Here is a 16,235-nt window from a genome sequence, read left to right as displayed (position 1 = left end):
CAGGCTTTTGAGAACAATGCAGGCTGACATCCATTTCATCTCCGGGCTTCCCCGGGCCGGCTCGACATTGCTGTCCGCCATCCTGCGGCAGAACCCGCGATTTCGCGCCGGCATGACCGGGCCGGTCGGCTCGCTGGTCGATGCCATGCTGCGCAGCATGAGCATGAGCAACGAGACCTCGATCTTCATCACCGACGCGCAACGCAGGGCGCTGATCGAGGGCATCTTCTCGGCCTATTACGCCGATGTGCCCAAAGGCGACGTGGTGTTCGACACCAACCGCAATTGGTGCGCGCGGCTGCCGCTGCTGACCGAGCTGTTTCCGCGCGCGAAGGTGATTTGCTGCGTGCGCGACATTCCCTGGATCCTCGATTCCGTCGAGCGGCTGATCCGCAAGAACAAGTACCAGCCCTCGGGCATCTTCAGCTTCGAGCCGGGCGGCACGGTGTACTCGCGCGTCGACGGTCTGGCCGCGCCGAACGGCATGGTGGGGTTCGCGTGGAATGCGCTGCGCGAGGCGTTCTGCGGCGAGCAGACCGACTGCCTGCTGGCGCTGACCTATGAGACGCTGACGCAGCGGCCGCAGCAGGCGATCGCCGCCGTCTACGACTTCATCGGCGAGAAGCCCTTCGTGCATGATTTCGAGAACATCGAGTTCGACGCCGAGGAGTTCGACCGCAGGCTCGGCACGCCCGGCCTGCACAAGGTCGGCCGCCGCGTGGAATCGCCCGGCCGAAAGACCGTGCTTCCCGGCGATCTCTGGCGCAAATACGAGAACGACGCCTTCTGGCGCGATCCCGCCCGCAACCCCAACAAGGTTCGCGTCGTTTAGTCCCGACAGAGCGCGACGAGCGGGTGCGCGGGCTGCTCGCCGAGATCGACCTGCCGCCGCAGGCCGCCGAGCTGTTTCCGCATCAGTTTTCGGCGGCCGGCGTCAGCGGCTGTGCATCGCCCGGGCGATGGCGCCCGAGGCCGCGCCGATCGTCCGCAGCGAGGCGGTGTCCGCGCTCCACGTGATGATCCAGGCGCAATCCTGAATCTGTTGAAGCGGTTGCAGCGAAATTGATCCGCCAACTCCCTGTCGGGCCGATGGTCGCGGCAACGTCCCGTCGATCACTATTGCGCGCGTCACCCTGGACAACTCCATCATCTCCAAATATCTTCCATGGAAGATGATAAAGAGGCAGCCCGAGGGGATGACGTGGTGTTATTCGAAAGCGTGAAGCAGGCAGCCGAGGCTGCGCGGGCCTATATCGAAGCGTATTGCGAGAAGGATTTCGCAACGCTCCGCGCGTTGCTCGACCCCGATCGCTTCCAGTTCTCGCACCAAAGTCGTGGCGCTTACGCCGCAGACGCCGACAGCTTCATCGCGATGCTGGAGCGGATGGCCACCGACATATTTCCCGATCGTCGTTTCACGGAGATTCGCGGGATGCACGTCGTGGACGATGTCGTGCTGATCGACACCGAATGGCGTGGCACGCCAATCGTAACGATCGCAGGGCGGTTCGAGGCCGGCGTCACGCTGGCGATGGCGCTCAAATCGATGATCGTCGTGCAGGAAGGCCGGATCACCGAGATCCGCGATCACGATTCGTGACCGGGTGAGTCAGGACCTCGCCATCATCGGGCTGATCCGACCGAGCGCGACGGGATCGCTACCGACGTGATCGCCGGGCGCGATCCCGCCGCGATCTGTCCGGCCGCCGATGTCATTCGAATTCCGCATCGAAAGCAATGTCATGGCCCGAACGAAGAAAGCGACCCTGCCTGCCGGACTTGCACGCGATATTGCCGTGACCTGGGCGAGGGAGCGGCCTGACCTCGATCCGTTGGACTATCTGTTGCCGATTTACATTCTACGACTCGGCAGGATTGTCGAGTGGGACGGCAATCGCCTGTGGAAGAACAATTTCGGGATTTCCAGCCCGGACATGCGCGTGTTGTTTGCATTGCGCCGTGCCGGCGGCGACTGCTCGCGACGCCCGACGGATCTCTTTCGGGCGTTGTTGGTCACCTCCGGGGCAATGACCAAGATTGTTGACAGGCTTGGGGCCGAAGGGCTGGTGAAGCGGCGCCCGGATCCATCCGACAAGGGTGGGTTTCAGATCCAGCTTACCGCCAAAGGCAAGCGGATCGCCGATGATGCCATGACGCAGATGGCCGCGGCTACGATCCTGACATCGTCGCGAATCTCTCTCTCAAAGACGGAGAGGAAAGTGATGGTCGATCTGCTGCAGCGCGTCCTGCTGGAGGTAGAAGAGATTATGTCAGCCGAGGAAGCTTCGGATCGCTGACGATTTCGGTCCCGACCCAACCACCCCCGGATGTTGGGCTTAACCTGTGGTTCTGCCGCGTGCTTATCTGCTGCACGCGGATCGCGGGTGTCAGCCGACACCTGGTCTTCCCTGCGCCTCTTGTTCGAGAGGAGAGGTTCACCCAAGAGAACAATTCCGGCGGAGACCGCCGCGAGATAGCTTGGCCGTGCCCGCTGTTCGAAATGTAGAGCGCGCGCTTGTGCGATGTCCCGAGGTAGATCGGCCAGGGCAGGGGGCCTGCCTTCGCTCTGGCAAGTCGAGTTCGCCGTCGAGCCGCATCAACGCCCTGTCGCTCGGCACGAGTGCTGCCGAGCGAATGGACGGCGGTTGAGCCTTAGTGCTTCGCGGCAGCCATCTGCCGGCGCAGGCTGAGAGGGCGCATATCGGTCCAGACGCTGTTGATGTAGTCGAGGCATTGTGGCTTGGCGGCCTTTTCGCCGACGATCGACCAGCCTTTGGGTGGATCGCGATCGGCGCGCCAAATGGAGTACTGCTCCTCAGAGTTGACGACGACGTAGTATAGACGGTCTGAATTCACGTCGTCACTGTCCATTTTTGGATCTCCTTGTTGGAAAGACGCCGGTCGATCAACTCAACTTGAGGTTATTGTTGATTTCAAGCGTGCACAAGATCATTAGCATACCTCTACGGTGATTTTTCGTGGCTGAGCGGAGGTGACACCTCGCGCATGCAGGACGTGCCTGATGCCGGTTCGTGAGATAGGCTTCCGCAAGAAGGTGTTGCGCAGGGTCATCCTCGGCGTCGCGCTGGCTCTCTTTATATGTGTGGCTGCCATTGGAAGCTTGCTGCTTTGGTTGCATGGCGGCCTGCCGCAATCGTCCCTGACGTTGGTGAGGCCTGGGACGAACGCTTCGATCCTTGTCACGCGCGATGATGCGGGATTGCCGACGATCGAGGCGCCGACCGCCGATGACGGTGCATTTGGGCTCGGCTACGTTCATGCACAGGACCGTTTGTTCCAGATGGATCTGGCGAGACGGTACGGGGCAGGGCGCCTGTCCCAATGGTTCGGCCGACCGAGTCTGGGCAGCGATCGCTTCATGCGGACGCTCGGGTTGAGCGGGTTGGTCGAAAAGCAATATCGCCAGCTCTCGGCGCCGGTGCAGGCGATGCTGCGCAGCTATGCTGAGGGCGTGAACGCCTATGCCACGTCAGGACCCCGCGCGCTCTCGCCGGATTATTACGCGCTCAACGTCGGCTTCGAGCCTTGGCGTCCAGAAGATTGCCTGCTCTGGGCAAAGCTGATCGATCTTGAGCTGACTGGAAACTTCCGGGACGAGCTGTTGCACGCGCAGTTGCTGCGCAAGCTTCCGCCGGCCGATCTCGATGTCCTGTTTCCGGCCTACCCGCGAACGGCGCCCGTCGTGCTCGAGCGGATGCGGGCCGAGCTCGACCGCATTCCCCTCGAGCAGATCTATGCCAGCCTGCCGGACCGTGTCGGCGCGTTCGAGGCGTCCAACAACTGGGTTCTGTCAGGGGAGCGAACCGCGTCGGGAAAGCCGCTGCTCGCCAACGATCCTCATTTGAGATTCGGGATCCCGAGCGCTTGGTATCTGGCGCGCGTGAAGACCCCCATGGAAACCTTGACCGGAGCAAGCGCTCCCGGAACTCCGTTCATCCTGATCGGACACAACCGACACATTGCGTGGGGGATCACGGCGACGCGGAGCGACGTCGCAGACCTCTTTATAGAGAAGCTCGATGCCGCCAACCGCGAGGCCTATTTGACGCCCGATGGGTCGGAGCCGTTCGAGCGACGCGAGGAGGTCATCGCGGTCAAAGGCGAAGCGCCTGTTGCGATGACCGTTCGCAGCACCAGGCACGGGCCCGTGATCTCGGACCTGGCCGAGTTTGCAAAGCAGGTTCCGGCCGCCGATCACGTCCTGTCGCTGCAGGCGACCTGGCTCGGCAGCGAAGACACCTCGCCCGAAGCCGCCTGGGGCTTGAGCCGCGCGCAGAACTGGGACGAATTCCGTCAGGCGCTCCGCAAGCTGACCGCGCCGCAACAGAATTATGTCTATGCCGATACGTCGGGCAATATCGGCTTCATCGCGCCGGCGCGGATTCCGATCCGGTCCCAGGGCGACGGCTGGCTGCCGGTGCCCGGCTGGGACGGCAAGCATGATTGGAGCGCAATCGTCCCGTTCGACGATCTGCCAGCAAGCTTCAACCCGTCGAACGGCGTGATCGTGACCGCCAACAACAAGTTGCAGGAGGGCGATTATCCGTTTCTTGCGCGCGATTGGATTCCGCCCTTTCGTGCCGAGCGGATCAAGGAGCTGCTTGGGCGGGACCGGAAATTCTCCGCAGACGACATGGGTGATATCCAGGGCGACACGGTGTCGTTGGCCGCCCGGCAACTCGTGCCGTTTCTGCGCAACGTCAAATTATCGACCCCTCTGTCGCAAGATCTCGCTCGCCAGTTGCAGCGGTGGGACGCGCGGATGGCGGCGGATCGCATCGAGCCGCTGATCTTCTCGGCCTGGCTCAAGGAGCTGAACAGGTCGTTGCTGCAGCCTCGCCTCGGGCCTCTCTATCAGAGTTATGGAAGCTTCCATCCGGACGTCATTCACCTGATCCTGACCCGGCATCCGGACTGGTGCGACGATCCCACGACGAGCGAAGCCGAAACGTGCGACACCAGGATTGCGACAGCGTTCGACCTCGCCGTCTCGCAACTCGTCGCGCGACTCGGTCAGCCGTCGGAGCGCTGGCGCTGGGGTGATGCCCACCATGCCATTTTTTCCCATCCGCTGTGGTCGCGCGTGCCCGTCATTGCGGGAATGTCCAACTTCGAGCCTGCAGCCGAAGGAAGCACCGACACGATCAGCAATGCCGCGATCTCGTTTCCAAATGATGTCGGAAGGTTTCCGAGCTATTTCGGCTCGACGATGCGAATGGTCGTCGATCTCGCCGATCTCGATGCCACCCGCTTCATGATCGTGCCCGGCCAATCCGGGAACCTGATGTCCAGGCATTACAGCGACCTGCTGCCGTCCTGGCAGAGCCGGCAGTGGCTGCAATTCAAAAAGCCGTGACGCGAAGGGCAAGGTCGTGAGCCGTCCCGCTCCACGGATTGATTTCGTCGTTGCGAGGTCTTGCACAAGCCAGGAAGCGCAGAACGGCTTGTGCTGTCATCTTTTTCAGTTGCGTCAAGCAATTAAAGGTTGCGTTGTTATTTCGTAGCTGGAACCGGCGGCCGCTCTCCTCACCTCGAGATCGATTGATCTGCAAAGCTATTAGTTCTTGAAAAAATCCGATTGACTCCTTTGCAACCTTAGCGAAAATACCTCTCATAAGACGACCGTGAATGCCGCGGGATTTTCATTGTTCGTTATCCGGCGGGGGAAGTAGGTGGTGTTATGTTGCGTGGCGCCACGTCTCGAACGATCAATGATCTCGTGCTTGATCGTTCGATCCATCAGCCAGACGACATCGCATACCGCTTTCTGTCCGATGACGGCGCCGCATGCAGAGAGATTTCGTACCGCTCTCTTGAAGAGAGTTCGCGCCGGATCGGCGCTTGGGTTGAAACGCGAGGTCTTTCCGGTCGACCGATTCCGCTGATCTTTGCGCCCGGCCTCGATTTCATCTGCGCGTTCTATGGCTGCGTTCGCGGCGGAGCCATTGCTGTCCCCCTCAGCCTTCCGAGCTTCACCGGCGGCGCGGGACGAGTGGGTGCAGCACTCGCTGACATCAGTCCTTCGGTCATTCTGGTGGGGGCCTCGGAGGCCGAGCGTGTTCGCCGAGAGCTGACGCGCGGCAAGGCGGGGCTCGCATTCGACATCGTGGCGTTTCCCGAGGCGCTCGAGACCGAGCATCGGGGGCGCGAGCCTGATATCGACCCGGATGGTCTCGCCTTTCTTCAGTACACGTCGGGTTCGACGGCCGCACCGAAAGGCGTCGAGATCTCGCACCGCAACCTGCTCCACAATATCGGTCTGATGGCGGCGACGTCTCAGGTCGATGAACGAAGTGTGGGTGTGAGTTGGCTGCCGCATTTCCATGACATGGGTTTGATCGGTGGAATCCTGATGCCGATGTACGCGGGATTTCCCGTCACCTTGATGTCGCCGGCGTCGTTCCTGCGCCGCCCGATCCGGTGGTTGGAGGCAATCTCGAGATTTGCGGCGACGATCAGCGGCGCGCCGAACTTCGGATATGAGCATTGCCGGCGTGAGCTCGCCGGCGACGCGTTGCAATCGATCGACCTGTCGTCGTGGCGGACGGCTTATACGGGTGCGGAGCCGATCCGTGCAGAGACGGTCGAGGGCTTCTGCGCCGCCTTCGGTCGCGCAGGCTTCCGCAGAGAGGCGATGTTTCCTTGCTACGGGCTGGCTGAGGCGACGTTGATGGTCAGCGGACAAGGCTGGAGCGATCGCAGCGCGCAACGCTTCGACCGATCATCGCTGGAGATCGGCCGCGCGGCAGAGCCTGTTCGCGACACCGAGGGCGTGGCCTTGATCGGAGCGGGCCCGGTGCTCGATGGTCACCGCGTGCTGATCGTCGATCCTGCGTCGAGGAGGATCTGTCCTGACGGCGTCGTGGGCGAAATCTGGCTGCGCAGCGAGAGCGTCGGCCGGGGATATTGGAATCGTCCTGACGAAAGCCTGGAGATATTTCGGGCGCGCCCCTTTGGCCTCGACGAGGAATTCCTGCGCACGGGCGATCTCGGATTTCTGTGGCATGAGCAGTTGTTCGTCACGGGCCGTCACAAGGATCTCCTGATCATTCGCGGTGCAAACTTCCATCCGCATGACATCGAGCATGTGCTCGAGGCGGCGATCCCATGGCTTCGTGCCGGCTTTGGAGCGGTGTTCTCGGTCGAGGAGGAGCGCGAGGAACGGCTGGTCGTTGCTTACGAGTTGGACGATGTGGGACGCCGGCCGTCGGAGGCTGAGTTCGAGGCTGTGGTGAGCGTGCTGTCCAGGGAGTTCGGACTGCAGCCGCATGCAATCGTGCTGGTCAGGCGCAACAGGATTCCGAGAACCACGAGCGGGAAGATCCGGCGCCAGCAATGCCGCGCAGAATTCCTCACCGGGCAGCTCGCGGTGGTCGCGGAGTGGCGATCGCCAGCCAGCCGGGCACGGAGCGAGGCAGATAGCTTGGAAATCCGCCTGACCGACGGGACCGATGTGGAGCAGGCGGTTCGGCATATCTTCAAGGCGCATCTCGCCGAGCTGCTCGGAATGCCGGCGGATCAGATCGACGAGAATCGATCGATCTACGATCTCGGCATCGATTCGCTGATGGCCGCGCGTCTCCAGAACAGGGTCGAGGACAGCCTCGGCGTCAGGCTCGAACTGGCCAGAGTGCTGGATGCCGGAACCGTCGACTGCATGGTGCGGCAGGTGGCGACGCAGGTGAGGAATCGCGCGCGGCCCGGATCTGCGGCCATCATCGACGAGATGTTCGCGCGGGTCGCCGGCCTTTCGGATGACGAAGTGTCCCGCCTGCTGGCCTTGGGCGAGCACCAGGAAGCTGGGGAACGTCGTGAATAAGCAGCATGACTTTGGTGCTCTGTCCGACGACAGACGGCGGCTTCTCGAGCGATTGTTGAAGCAGGAGGGCATCGGCCGAACGAGCCATCCAGCCGCGCAGCGCCGCATAGGCGAACGTCTGCCGTTGTCCTTGGCGCAGAAACCGCTGTTGTTCGGCGAGCAGCTGTTTGGAGACGGCGCGATCTACAACATCTGTGCTGCAGCAGAGCTGAGCGGGGCGCTGGACGCAGCGGTGTTGAGGCAGTGTCTCGAGGAGATCGTACGCCGGCACGAGACGTTGCGGACGCGGTTCGAGATCGTGGACGGGGAAGGCGCGCAAGTGGTCGATGCGCCCGGACCGTTCCACATCGACCTGGCTGATCTCTCCTTACTCGGCATGGATGCGCGGGAGAAGGCCAGTCGCCGCCTGATGGAGGAGGAGGCGAGCCGTCCCTTCGTTCTGGCGGAGGCGCCGCTGCTGCGAGCCAAGGTCGTCCGGCTCGGCGACCGCGAGCATCTTGTGATCGTCACGATGCATCACATCGTGTCCGACGGCCTGTCGATGGGACTTCTGATCAGCGAGCTGGCGGCGCTCTATGATGCGTTCGTCCAGCGGCAGCCGTCGCCGCTGCCGAAGCCCGTGATCCAGTTCGCCGACTTCGTGCAATGGCAGCGGTCCGCGCTGGATGACGAGACGCTGAGGAAGCATGTCGACTATTGGAGACTTCGGCTGCGGGACGCGCCTGCGGCTCTCGACCTTCCGACGGACAGGCCAAGACCGAAAACGACGAGCTCCGCGGGCGCAGCATTGAATTTTACGCTATCGCCCGACCTGACGGACAAGTTGCGCGTGTTCGTGCGGCGCGAGCAGGTGACTTTATATATGGTGCTGCTGACGGCGTTGCAGATCCTGCTGAAGCGCTACAGCGGCCAGCTCGACATCATGATCGGCACACCGATCGCGGGGCGGCCGCGCCGTGAGTTCGAAGGACTGATAGGGCTGTTCGTCAACACGGTGGTGATGCGGGCGGACCTGTCGGGCGACCCGCCGGTTCGTGATCTGCTGAAGCGGGTCAAGGATGTCGCTCTCGGTGCCTATGAGCACCAGGGACTGCCGTTCGCAACGCTCGTGGAAGAGCTGATGCCGTCGCGCGACCCTGGCCGCCATCCGCTCGTTCAAGTCTTGTTTGCGCTTCAGCCGGCAGCTTTGCCGGTCAAGACCTTTGGTGGACTGAAGCTGACGCGCTACGAGGAGGTGAAAACCGCCGCCAAGTTCGATCTCTCGCTGTACATGACGCCAGGGGATCACGCGCTCGAAGGGCAAATCGAGTACGCCAGCGATCTTTTCGACTGCACCACGATCGAGCGGCTGGCCGGACATTACCAGGCGCTGCTCGAGGCGATCGTTGTCTCGCCCGAGAGGCGGTTGTCCGAGCTCACACTGTTGTCCGCGGCCGAGCAGCATCGGCTGGTGGAGGAATGGAACGCGACGACGGTCGCGGTCGCAGTGCCGCGTGATATGTGTATCCACCAGCTGATTGCGCGACAGGCGGAGCTGACTCCGGACGCGGTGGCGATCGTCCATGAGGACCAGCGTCTGAGTTATCGCGACCTTGATGGCCGCGCCAACCGACTGGCGCATCATCTCCGGGAAATCGGCGTCGGACCGGAGGTCGTGGTCGGACTGTGCGTCGAGCGTGGTCTCGACATGGTGGTCGGGCTCCTCGGCATCCTGAAGGCGGGCGGAGCCTATCTGCCGCTGGATCCGAGCTATCCGCGGGAGCGGCTGGCCTTCATGATGTCCGATGTCGGGGCGTCGGTGCTGGTGACTCAGGAGGACCTTGTCGGCGCATGGTCTGATCACGACGGTCATGTCGTGCGGATCGATTCCGATTGGAAGGACATCGAGTCGAGGCCGGCCACGGCTCCTGTCGGCCGTCTTCCATCTCCCGACAATCTCGCCTACGTCATCTACACCTCGGGATCCACGGGGACGCCGAAAGGCGTGCTGGTGACGCACGCGTCAGTGGTTAATTTCCTCCACGATATGGCGAAGGTGCCTGGGATCGATGCAACCGATGTGCTGGCTGCGGTCACGCCGATCTCGTTCGACATCGCTGCCCTCGAGATCTATCTGCCGCTGACGGCAGGCGCGCGCGTGGTGATCGTTCCACGGCGCACCGCCGTCGACGGTGTGGAACTGAAACGCGTCCTCGACGAGTCCGGGGCGACCATCGTCCAGGCTACACCGTCCACCTGGCGCCTGCTGGCAGAGGCGAACTTTCGCCCGGCACGGCCGCTGAAATGCCTGTGTGGCGGCGAAGCGATGCCGGTCGATCTTCCCGCGCAGCTTGCGAAGATGGCGTCATCGATCTGGAACATGTATGGCCCGACCGAAACGACGATCTGGTCGACGGTCTGCAGGCTGGATCCGGCGCAGGACGTCGTCATAGGTCGTCCGATCGCAAACACGACGATCTATGTGCTGGACGAGGATTATAATGTCGTCCCGATCGGTGTCGTCGGAGAGCTCTACATCGGTGGCGCAGGCCTAGCCCGCGGCTATTGGCACCGGCCCGACCTGACGGCCGAGCGATTTGTGCCGGATCCGTTCGGCGACGGTGCGCGGCTGTACCGGACGGGCGATCTGGTCCGTTATCGCGCCAACGGTCATCTCGAATATCTCGGGCGGATCGATCATCAGATCAAGGTCCGCGGCTACAGGGTCGAGCTTGGTGAGATCGAGGCCGCGCTCGCGGACCACGAGGCCGTGGCACAGGCTGTCGTGGTGGCGGGCGGCGACGACACGGACCGGCATCTCATTGCCTATGTCGTTCCTCATCAGCGGCCCGCGACGGCCGAGCCGGCCCTGCCGTTCGGTCTGTTCTACTTCGCCGAGGGCGGCGGCAACGACAATCCGGCAGACATCTATCGTCTCTATCTCGACAGTGCGCGGCGCGCCGATCAGCTCGGGCTGTCAGCGATCTGGACGCCGGAGCGGCACTTCACCGACGTGGCCGCGGCCTATCCGAATCCATCGCTGCTCGCGGCTGCGATTGCCACGTCGACCACGCACGTGAAGCTGAGGGCAGGCAGCGTCGTGCTGCCGCTGCACGAGCCGCTCAGGGTGGCGGAGGAATGGGCGGTCGTGGACAATCTGTCCGGCGGCAGGGCAGGCGTGGCCTTTGCGCCGGGATGGTTGGCCGACGATTTCGTCTTCGCGCCCGGACGCTATGCCGATCGGGCGGCACAGACCTTGACGATGGTCGATGAAGTGCGCCGGCTCTGGCGGGGCGACGCCGTCGAGCGCTGCAATGGTGCAGGTCAGACGGTTGCGGTGCGCACGCTTCCGCGCCCCATCCAGCGCGAGCTGCCGGCCTGGTTGACGACATCAGGTTCGGCGCGGAGCTTCGAATCCGCTGCGGAAAACGGTCTCAACGTCCTGACCGGATTGTTGAACCAATCGATCGAAGAGCTTGCGGACAACATCGCGCGTTACCGCAGCACGCTGAAGTCGAAAGGTTTCGATCCGGCCAAGTTCGTTGTCACGGTGATGCTCCACACGCTGGTGGCCGACAGTGATGAGACGGCCCTTGCGCTCGCGCGAGAGCCGATGCGCAAGTACTTGGCCTCGCATGCGGAGCTGAGGCGGCGGCTGCTCGGTTCCGGCAATCTGGCTGCCGAGGCTGGCGATGTCAGCACCGAGCTGATGCTCGACGAGCTGTTGAAGCGCTATGTCGGGCAGATTTCCCTGCTCGGCTCGCCAAGCAGCTGCGCCGATCTGGCCGAGCGGCTGCATGCGATCGGGGTCGACGAGATTGCTTGCCTGATCGACTTCGGCGTGTCCGAGGACGGCATCCTCGGCAATCTCCACTACATCAAGCGTCTCCAGGACGTCTGCGATCTTCGCCTGAAGCGTGGCGAGCTGCAGGACCGGCTCGCGCTTCGCCTGCCGCCGCACATGATGCCGCAGGAGATCGTGGTTTTGGACCGGCTGCCGCTCACGGCGAATGGAAAGGTCGACCGGCGACGGCTGTCGAGCCATGTCGCTCTCGTCGCGGAGAGCACCGCCGCGCCGGTGGCCGCGCGCACCGCGACCGAACGAAAGCTGGCGGAGATCTGGGCTGATGTGCTGCACCGGAGCGCGCCCGGCATTCGCGACAACTTCTTTCAGCTCGGCGGCCATTCGCTGCAGGCCCTTCGCCTCGTCGAACGGATTCGATCGGAGATGGGAGTAGAGCTGTCGCTCCGCCAGCTGTTCGAAGCGCCCACCATCGAAAGGCTGGCGCAGCATATCGGCCAACCGGCGGGCCAAGCGGTCGTCGCCGATCCGACGACACTCCTGGTCCCGGACGAGGACGCACGGTTTCGACCTTTCCTGCTGACGGATATCCAGCAGGCCTATTGGGCCGGCCGCGGCAGCGCATTCCCGCTCGGCAATATCGGCGCTCACAGCTATTACGAGTTCGGTGCGGCCGAGCTCGACCTTCGACGGTTCGAGCAGGCGGTCAGATCGGTCATCGAACGACATGACATGCTGCGCGCGGTCATCCTCTCCTCAGGAGAGCAGCAGGTCATGCCGGAGGTCCCGCTTTATCAGGTGCGGATCGACGATCTGCGTGACCTGACGTCCGATGCGGCGGCGGAACGCATGTCCGCCTTGCGCGGACGAATGTCCCACCAGGTGTTCGACGTCTCGCGATGGCCGCTGTTCGAGATCCGGGCTGCCATGTTGCCGGGAGGCAGGACACGAGTCTTCGTCAGCTTCGACATCCTGATCGGAGATGCCTGGAGCTTCTCGATCTTCAATCGAGACCTCAAGGAATTCTACCAGGACCCGGCCAGGCAGGTTGTGCGTCCGGCTTGCGCCTTCCGCGACTATGTCCTGGCGCGTCAAGAGGGCGGAGCGGCCGCTGAGCGCGCGCAACATTATTGGGAACAGCGGCTGGCGGATTTTCCGCCGGCTCCAGCGCTGCCGCTGACGCAGGATATCCGGCGCATCGAGCGGCCGGAGTTCAGACGGTTGTCCAGGACGGTGACGGCGAGCGCATGGCAGGAGCTGCAGCGCCAGGCCAAGCAGTCGGGCGTGACGCCGGCCGTCGTCCTGCTCACCCGATTCGCTGATGTCCTTTCGCAGTTCAGCGGCCAGTCGCGCTTCGCCCTCAATCTGATCCTGTTCGATCGCAAGCCGCTGCATCCGGCCATTGCTGACGTGATCGGCGACTTCACGTCGATGACGCTGCTGGACATCGATCTGGCGTCTGCCTCGCCGTTCGCGTCGCGGGCGCGGCGCGTGCAGGACCGGCTCTGGCAGGATCTCGACCATAGCGCCATCAGCGGCGTTCAGGTTTTGCGTTTGCTGTCGCAACAGGCCGGGAAGCCTGTCCTGATGCCAATCGTGTTCACGAGCCTGCTGGGCGCCGGCGAGCCCGACGGCGAGGTAAAGGAGTTGCTCGGCGCGTCGGAAGTCAGCTTCAATCTGACGCAGACGCCGCAAGTCATTCTCGACTGTCAGGTCTCCGAAAGCAGGGATGGGTTGCACGTCGCCTGGGATGCGGTGTTCGCGCTGTTGCCGGACGGCCTGCTGGAGGCGATGTTCGAGAGCTATCTGAGGTCGCTCAACAGCCTCGCCGCAGATGCTCGCCGTTGGCAGGATGTCAGTCGTCCGGAGCTGCCGGACGAACAGGCGGCGGTCCGGATGCGAGTCAATGCCACCTCGAAGGCGATCCTGCCGCGCGCCTTGCATCACGAGTTTCTCGCGCACGCCAAGGCGACGCCGCAGGCGCCGGCGCTGTTGGCGGATGATTGCGAGATGAGCTACGCCGAGCTCGAGCGACAATCTCGCCTGTTGGCCAGTCGGCTCGTCGCGATGGGAGTAGTTCCGAACCGGCTCGTCGCCGTCGTGATGGATAAGGGATGGGAGCAGGTCGTTGCGGTCCTCGCTGTGCTGCGGGCGGGAGGCGCCTACCTTCCGATCGATGCCCGGCTTCCGGATGCGCGCCTGCAATTTCTGCTCAGCAACGGCGAGGTCAGCATCGCCCTCACGCAGCAATGGCTTGCCGAGACGATCGGCTGGCCGGAGGCCGTGACTCCCGTCGTCGTGGCGAAGGAAGGCGACGGCGCGGCGGCGCTGGAGCACCGGCTGCCGGAGGTCGACCCGTCCGACATCGCCTATGTGATCTACACCTCCGGTTCGACCGGCCAGCCGAAGGGAGTAGTCATCGCCCATGAGGCGGCCGTCAACACCGTCCTCGACATCAATGACCGGTGTCGTCTTGGCGCCGGCGACCGGGTGTATGCGCTCTCCTCGCTGAGCTTCGATCTCTCGGTCTACGATATTTTCGGACCGCTGTCGGCGGGCGCTGCGATCGTCGTTCCGGCTCGGGCAGAGACAGCCGATCAGGGGAAATGGACATCGGCGGTCAGACGCTGGAACGTGACGGTCTGGAATTCGGTTCCGGCGCTGTTCGATCTTCTGGTCGAAGAGGCGCTCGAGACGCAAGTAATGCTTCCGAGACTGCGGATCGCGATGCTGAGCGGCGACTGGATTCCGCTCGGTCTGCCCGCCAAGGCGCGACGTGTCGCGCAAGGGCTCGGTGTGCTGGCGATGGGCGGCGCGACCGAGGCGGCGATCTGGTCGAACTACAAATGGGTGGACGAGATCGAGCCGGATTGGAGCAGCATTCCCTATGGCTATCCGCTGACCAACCAGTCCTACGAGATCCTCAATGACGATCTCGAGCCCTGTCCTGACTGGGTCGAAGGCGACCTCTATATCGGCGGCCTCGGGCTTGCGCGGGGATATTGGCGCGACGCCGAGCGAACGGCCCGGAGCTTCTTCGTTCATCCTCAAACCGGACGGCGCTTGTACCGCACGGGCGATCGCGCCAGGTACCGTCCGGATGGCCAGATCGAATTCCTCGGCCGGCGCGATCAGCAGGTCAAGGTGCAGGGGTATCGGATCGAGCTGTCCGAGATCGAGCAGGCGCTGCTCGAACGTCCCGGAGTGCGGGCTGCCGTGGTCGTGATGGTCGGGGAGCGGTTCGGCGCAAAACGCCTCGTCGCTTACGTCGTTTCGCCGCCGGAATTCGACGTCGAGGCGCTGCGGGATCAGCTGGCGGACCGCATTCCCGACTACATGATCCCCAACGTTTTCGTCCGTATGGACAGGCTCCCGCTTTCGTCTAACGGAAAGGTCGACCGTATGGCGCTTCCTCAAGTCGTTCCATCATCGTCCGCCGGCAAGGGCACCGAGGCTCCGAGCGACGAGATCGAACGCTTCATCTCCGGTGTATGGGCCGAAGTGCTCGACATCGAGAGTCCCGGCCTTCATGATAATTTCTTCGAGATTGGCGGCCAGTCGATCTCGCTGATGCGGATCCGAAGAATTCTCCAGACCAAGTTCGAGCGTGACGTTCCGGCTGCGATCTTCTTCGAACGGCCCACAATTGCGACGCTCGCACAGTTCTTCCGCAACGCCGACGCGGGCGGCAACCTCGACCGAAGCCAGTCGCGCGGTGAAAACCGCAGGAAGCAACTCGCGCGACGTGGGTCTGACCAGTTGCCGACCCAGTCGGTCGCCGACGAGCATGAAGACAGCTGGCAGATCCTGACGCGGATCTATCAGACGCCCGACTCGTGGCGTGCTCACGTCGAGCGCGACCCGATCGTTCCCTCGCTCCAATCGGAGGTCGCGCGCGAGGAGTTCAAGCGCCGGCGGCCGGGAATTCGTACGGGAGTGGTGCTGTCGTCGATCGCGCTGTCCGGCGCAGGTCCGGATGATACGGCACTGCGCCGCCGCAGCAGCGCGCGCGACTTCGAGGATGCGCCGATCGATGCCGCTGACCTGGCGGACCTCCTGCGCAATCTTCGCAGCACGGGCGCGACCGACAAGATCAAGTATCGCTACGCCTCCGCGGGCGGGCTGTATCCCGTACAGCTCTATCTGGCCATTCATCGGATGACCGAGGCCGGAGGCGTCGAGGGGATCGCAAGCGGGAGCTATTACTACAATCCCGATCGCCATGCGCTGGAGCTGATCAGTCCGGATGAACCGTCGGCATCGGGGCTGCACCTTCCGATCAATCGACCGGTCTTCAAGCGAGCGTCGTTTTCGCTGTTCCTGATCTGCGACCAGGATGCGATCGCTCCGGTCTATGGCGGTGAAAGCCTCCGGTTTGCGTTCCTTGAAGCAGGGATGATGTGCCAGCTGCTCGACGATGCCGCGCCGGACTGCGGCATTGGTCTGGCTCATCTGGGAGGAGTCGATTTCGACGCCTATCGATCACAGTTCCAACTCGGCCCCCAGCACGTCCTTCTCCATGCCTACCTTGGAGGAGCGCACAAGAAGGTGTTTGCCGAGGTCTAGATATTTGGGTCGATTGACGGGATCGGCCGGGGGAAATGGGAGAAGAGG

The 16,235-nt window shown here is 63.2% G+C and carries 8 protein-coding genes; 6 read left to right on the top strand and 2 right to left on the bottom strand.

The genetic code is table 11. The features are described 5' to 3' along the window. Positions 1 to 16 precede the first annotated feature (16 nt). On the top strand, positions 17 to 832 hold the full coding sequence (locus NLR35_RS18915) for a sulfotransferase (RefSeq protein WP_257168037.1): 816 nt from the start codon (positions 17 to 19) through the stop codon (positions 830 to 832). 102 nt (positions 833 to 934) lie between these two features. Here the strand turns inward: NLR35_RS18915 and NLR35_RS18910 are convergent, their stop codons facing one another. Beyond that, positions 935 to 1,150 carry a hypothetical protein gene (locus NLR35_RS18910; RefSeq protein ID WP_257168036.1) on the bottom strand — a complete coding sequence of 72 codons (216 nt, stop codon included), beginning with the start codon at positions 1,148 to 1,150 and terminating at the stop codon, positions 935 to 937. Positions 1,151 to 1,165: 15 nt separating this feature from the next. Here NLR35_RS18910 and NLR35_RS18905 point away from each other — a divergent pair, with 15 nt between their 5' ends. Together NLR35_RS18905 and NLR35_RS18900 are read left to right on the top strand one after the other, a co-directional pair. Continuing rightward, a complete protein-coding gene (locus NLR35_RS18905) occupies positions 1,166 to 1,600 on the top strand; it encodes a nuclear transport factor 2 family protein (protein ID WP_257168035.1) in 435 nt (144 codons plus the stop codon). 109 nt (positions 1,601 to 1,709) lie between these two features. Continuing rightward, on the top strand, positions 1,710 to 2,297 hold the full coding sequence (locus NLR35_RS18900; RefSeq protein WP_257168034.1) for a MarR family winged helix-turn-helix transcriptional regulator: 588 nt from the start codon (positions 1,710 to 1,712) through the stop codon (positions 2,295 to 2,297). 355 nt (positions 2,298 to 2,652) lie between these two features. Here NLR35_RS18900 and NLR35_RS18895 read toward each other — a convergent pair whose 3' ends face one another. Next, the gene (locus tag NLR35_RS18895; protein WP_257168033.1) at positions 2,653 to 2,871 is read right to left on the bottom strand and encodes an MbtH family NRPS accessory protein; all 219 of its coding nucleotides are present in this window, start codon (positions 2,869 to 2,871) and stop codon (positions 2,653 to 2,655) included. Between the two features lie 151 nt (positions 2,872 to 3,022). Here NLR35_RS18895 and NLR35_RS18890 point away from each other — a divergent pair, with 151 nt between their 5' ends. The 3 genes from NLR35_RS18890 (at position 3,023) to NLR35_RS18880 (ending at position 16,187) form a co-directional block, all read left to right on the top strand. Further along, entirely contained in the window at positions 3,023 to 5,377 is a 2,355-nt protein-coding gene (locus NLR35_RS18890; protein WP_257168032.1) for a penicillin acylase family protein, read from the top strand. A 363-nt stretch (positions 5,378 to 5,740) separates the two neighbouring features. Then, on the top strand, positions 5,741 to 7,840 hold the full coding sequence (locus tag NLR35_RS18885) for an AMP-binding protein (RefSeq protein ID WP_257168031.1): 2,100 nt from the start codon (positions 5,741 to 5,743) through the stop codon (positions 7,838 to 7,840). Next, the gene (locus NLR35_RS18880) at positions 7,833 to 16,187 is read left to right on the top strand and encodes a non-ribosomal peptide synthetase (RefSeq protein WP_257168030.1); all 8,355 of its coding nucleotides are present in this window, start codon (positions 7,833 to 7,835) and stop codon (positions 16,185 to 16,187) included. Before NLR35_RS18885 ends, NLR35_RS18880 begins: the two co-directional genes overlap by 8 nt. Positions 16,188 to 16,235 lie beyond the last annotated feature (48 nt).

The sequence above is a fragment of the Bradyrhizobium sp. SRS-191 genome, from assembly GCF_024586915.1.
Lineage (GTDB): Bacteria > Pseudomonadota > Alphaproteobacteria > Rhizobiales > Xanthobacteraceae > Bradyrhizobium.
This window is presented reverse-complemented; position numbering and strand designations above follow the sequence as displayed.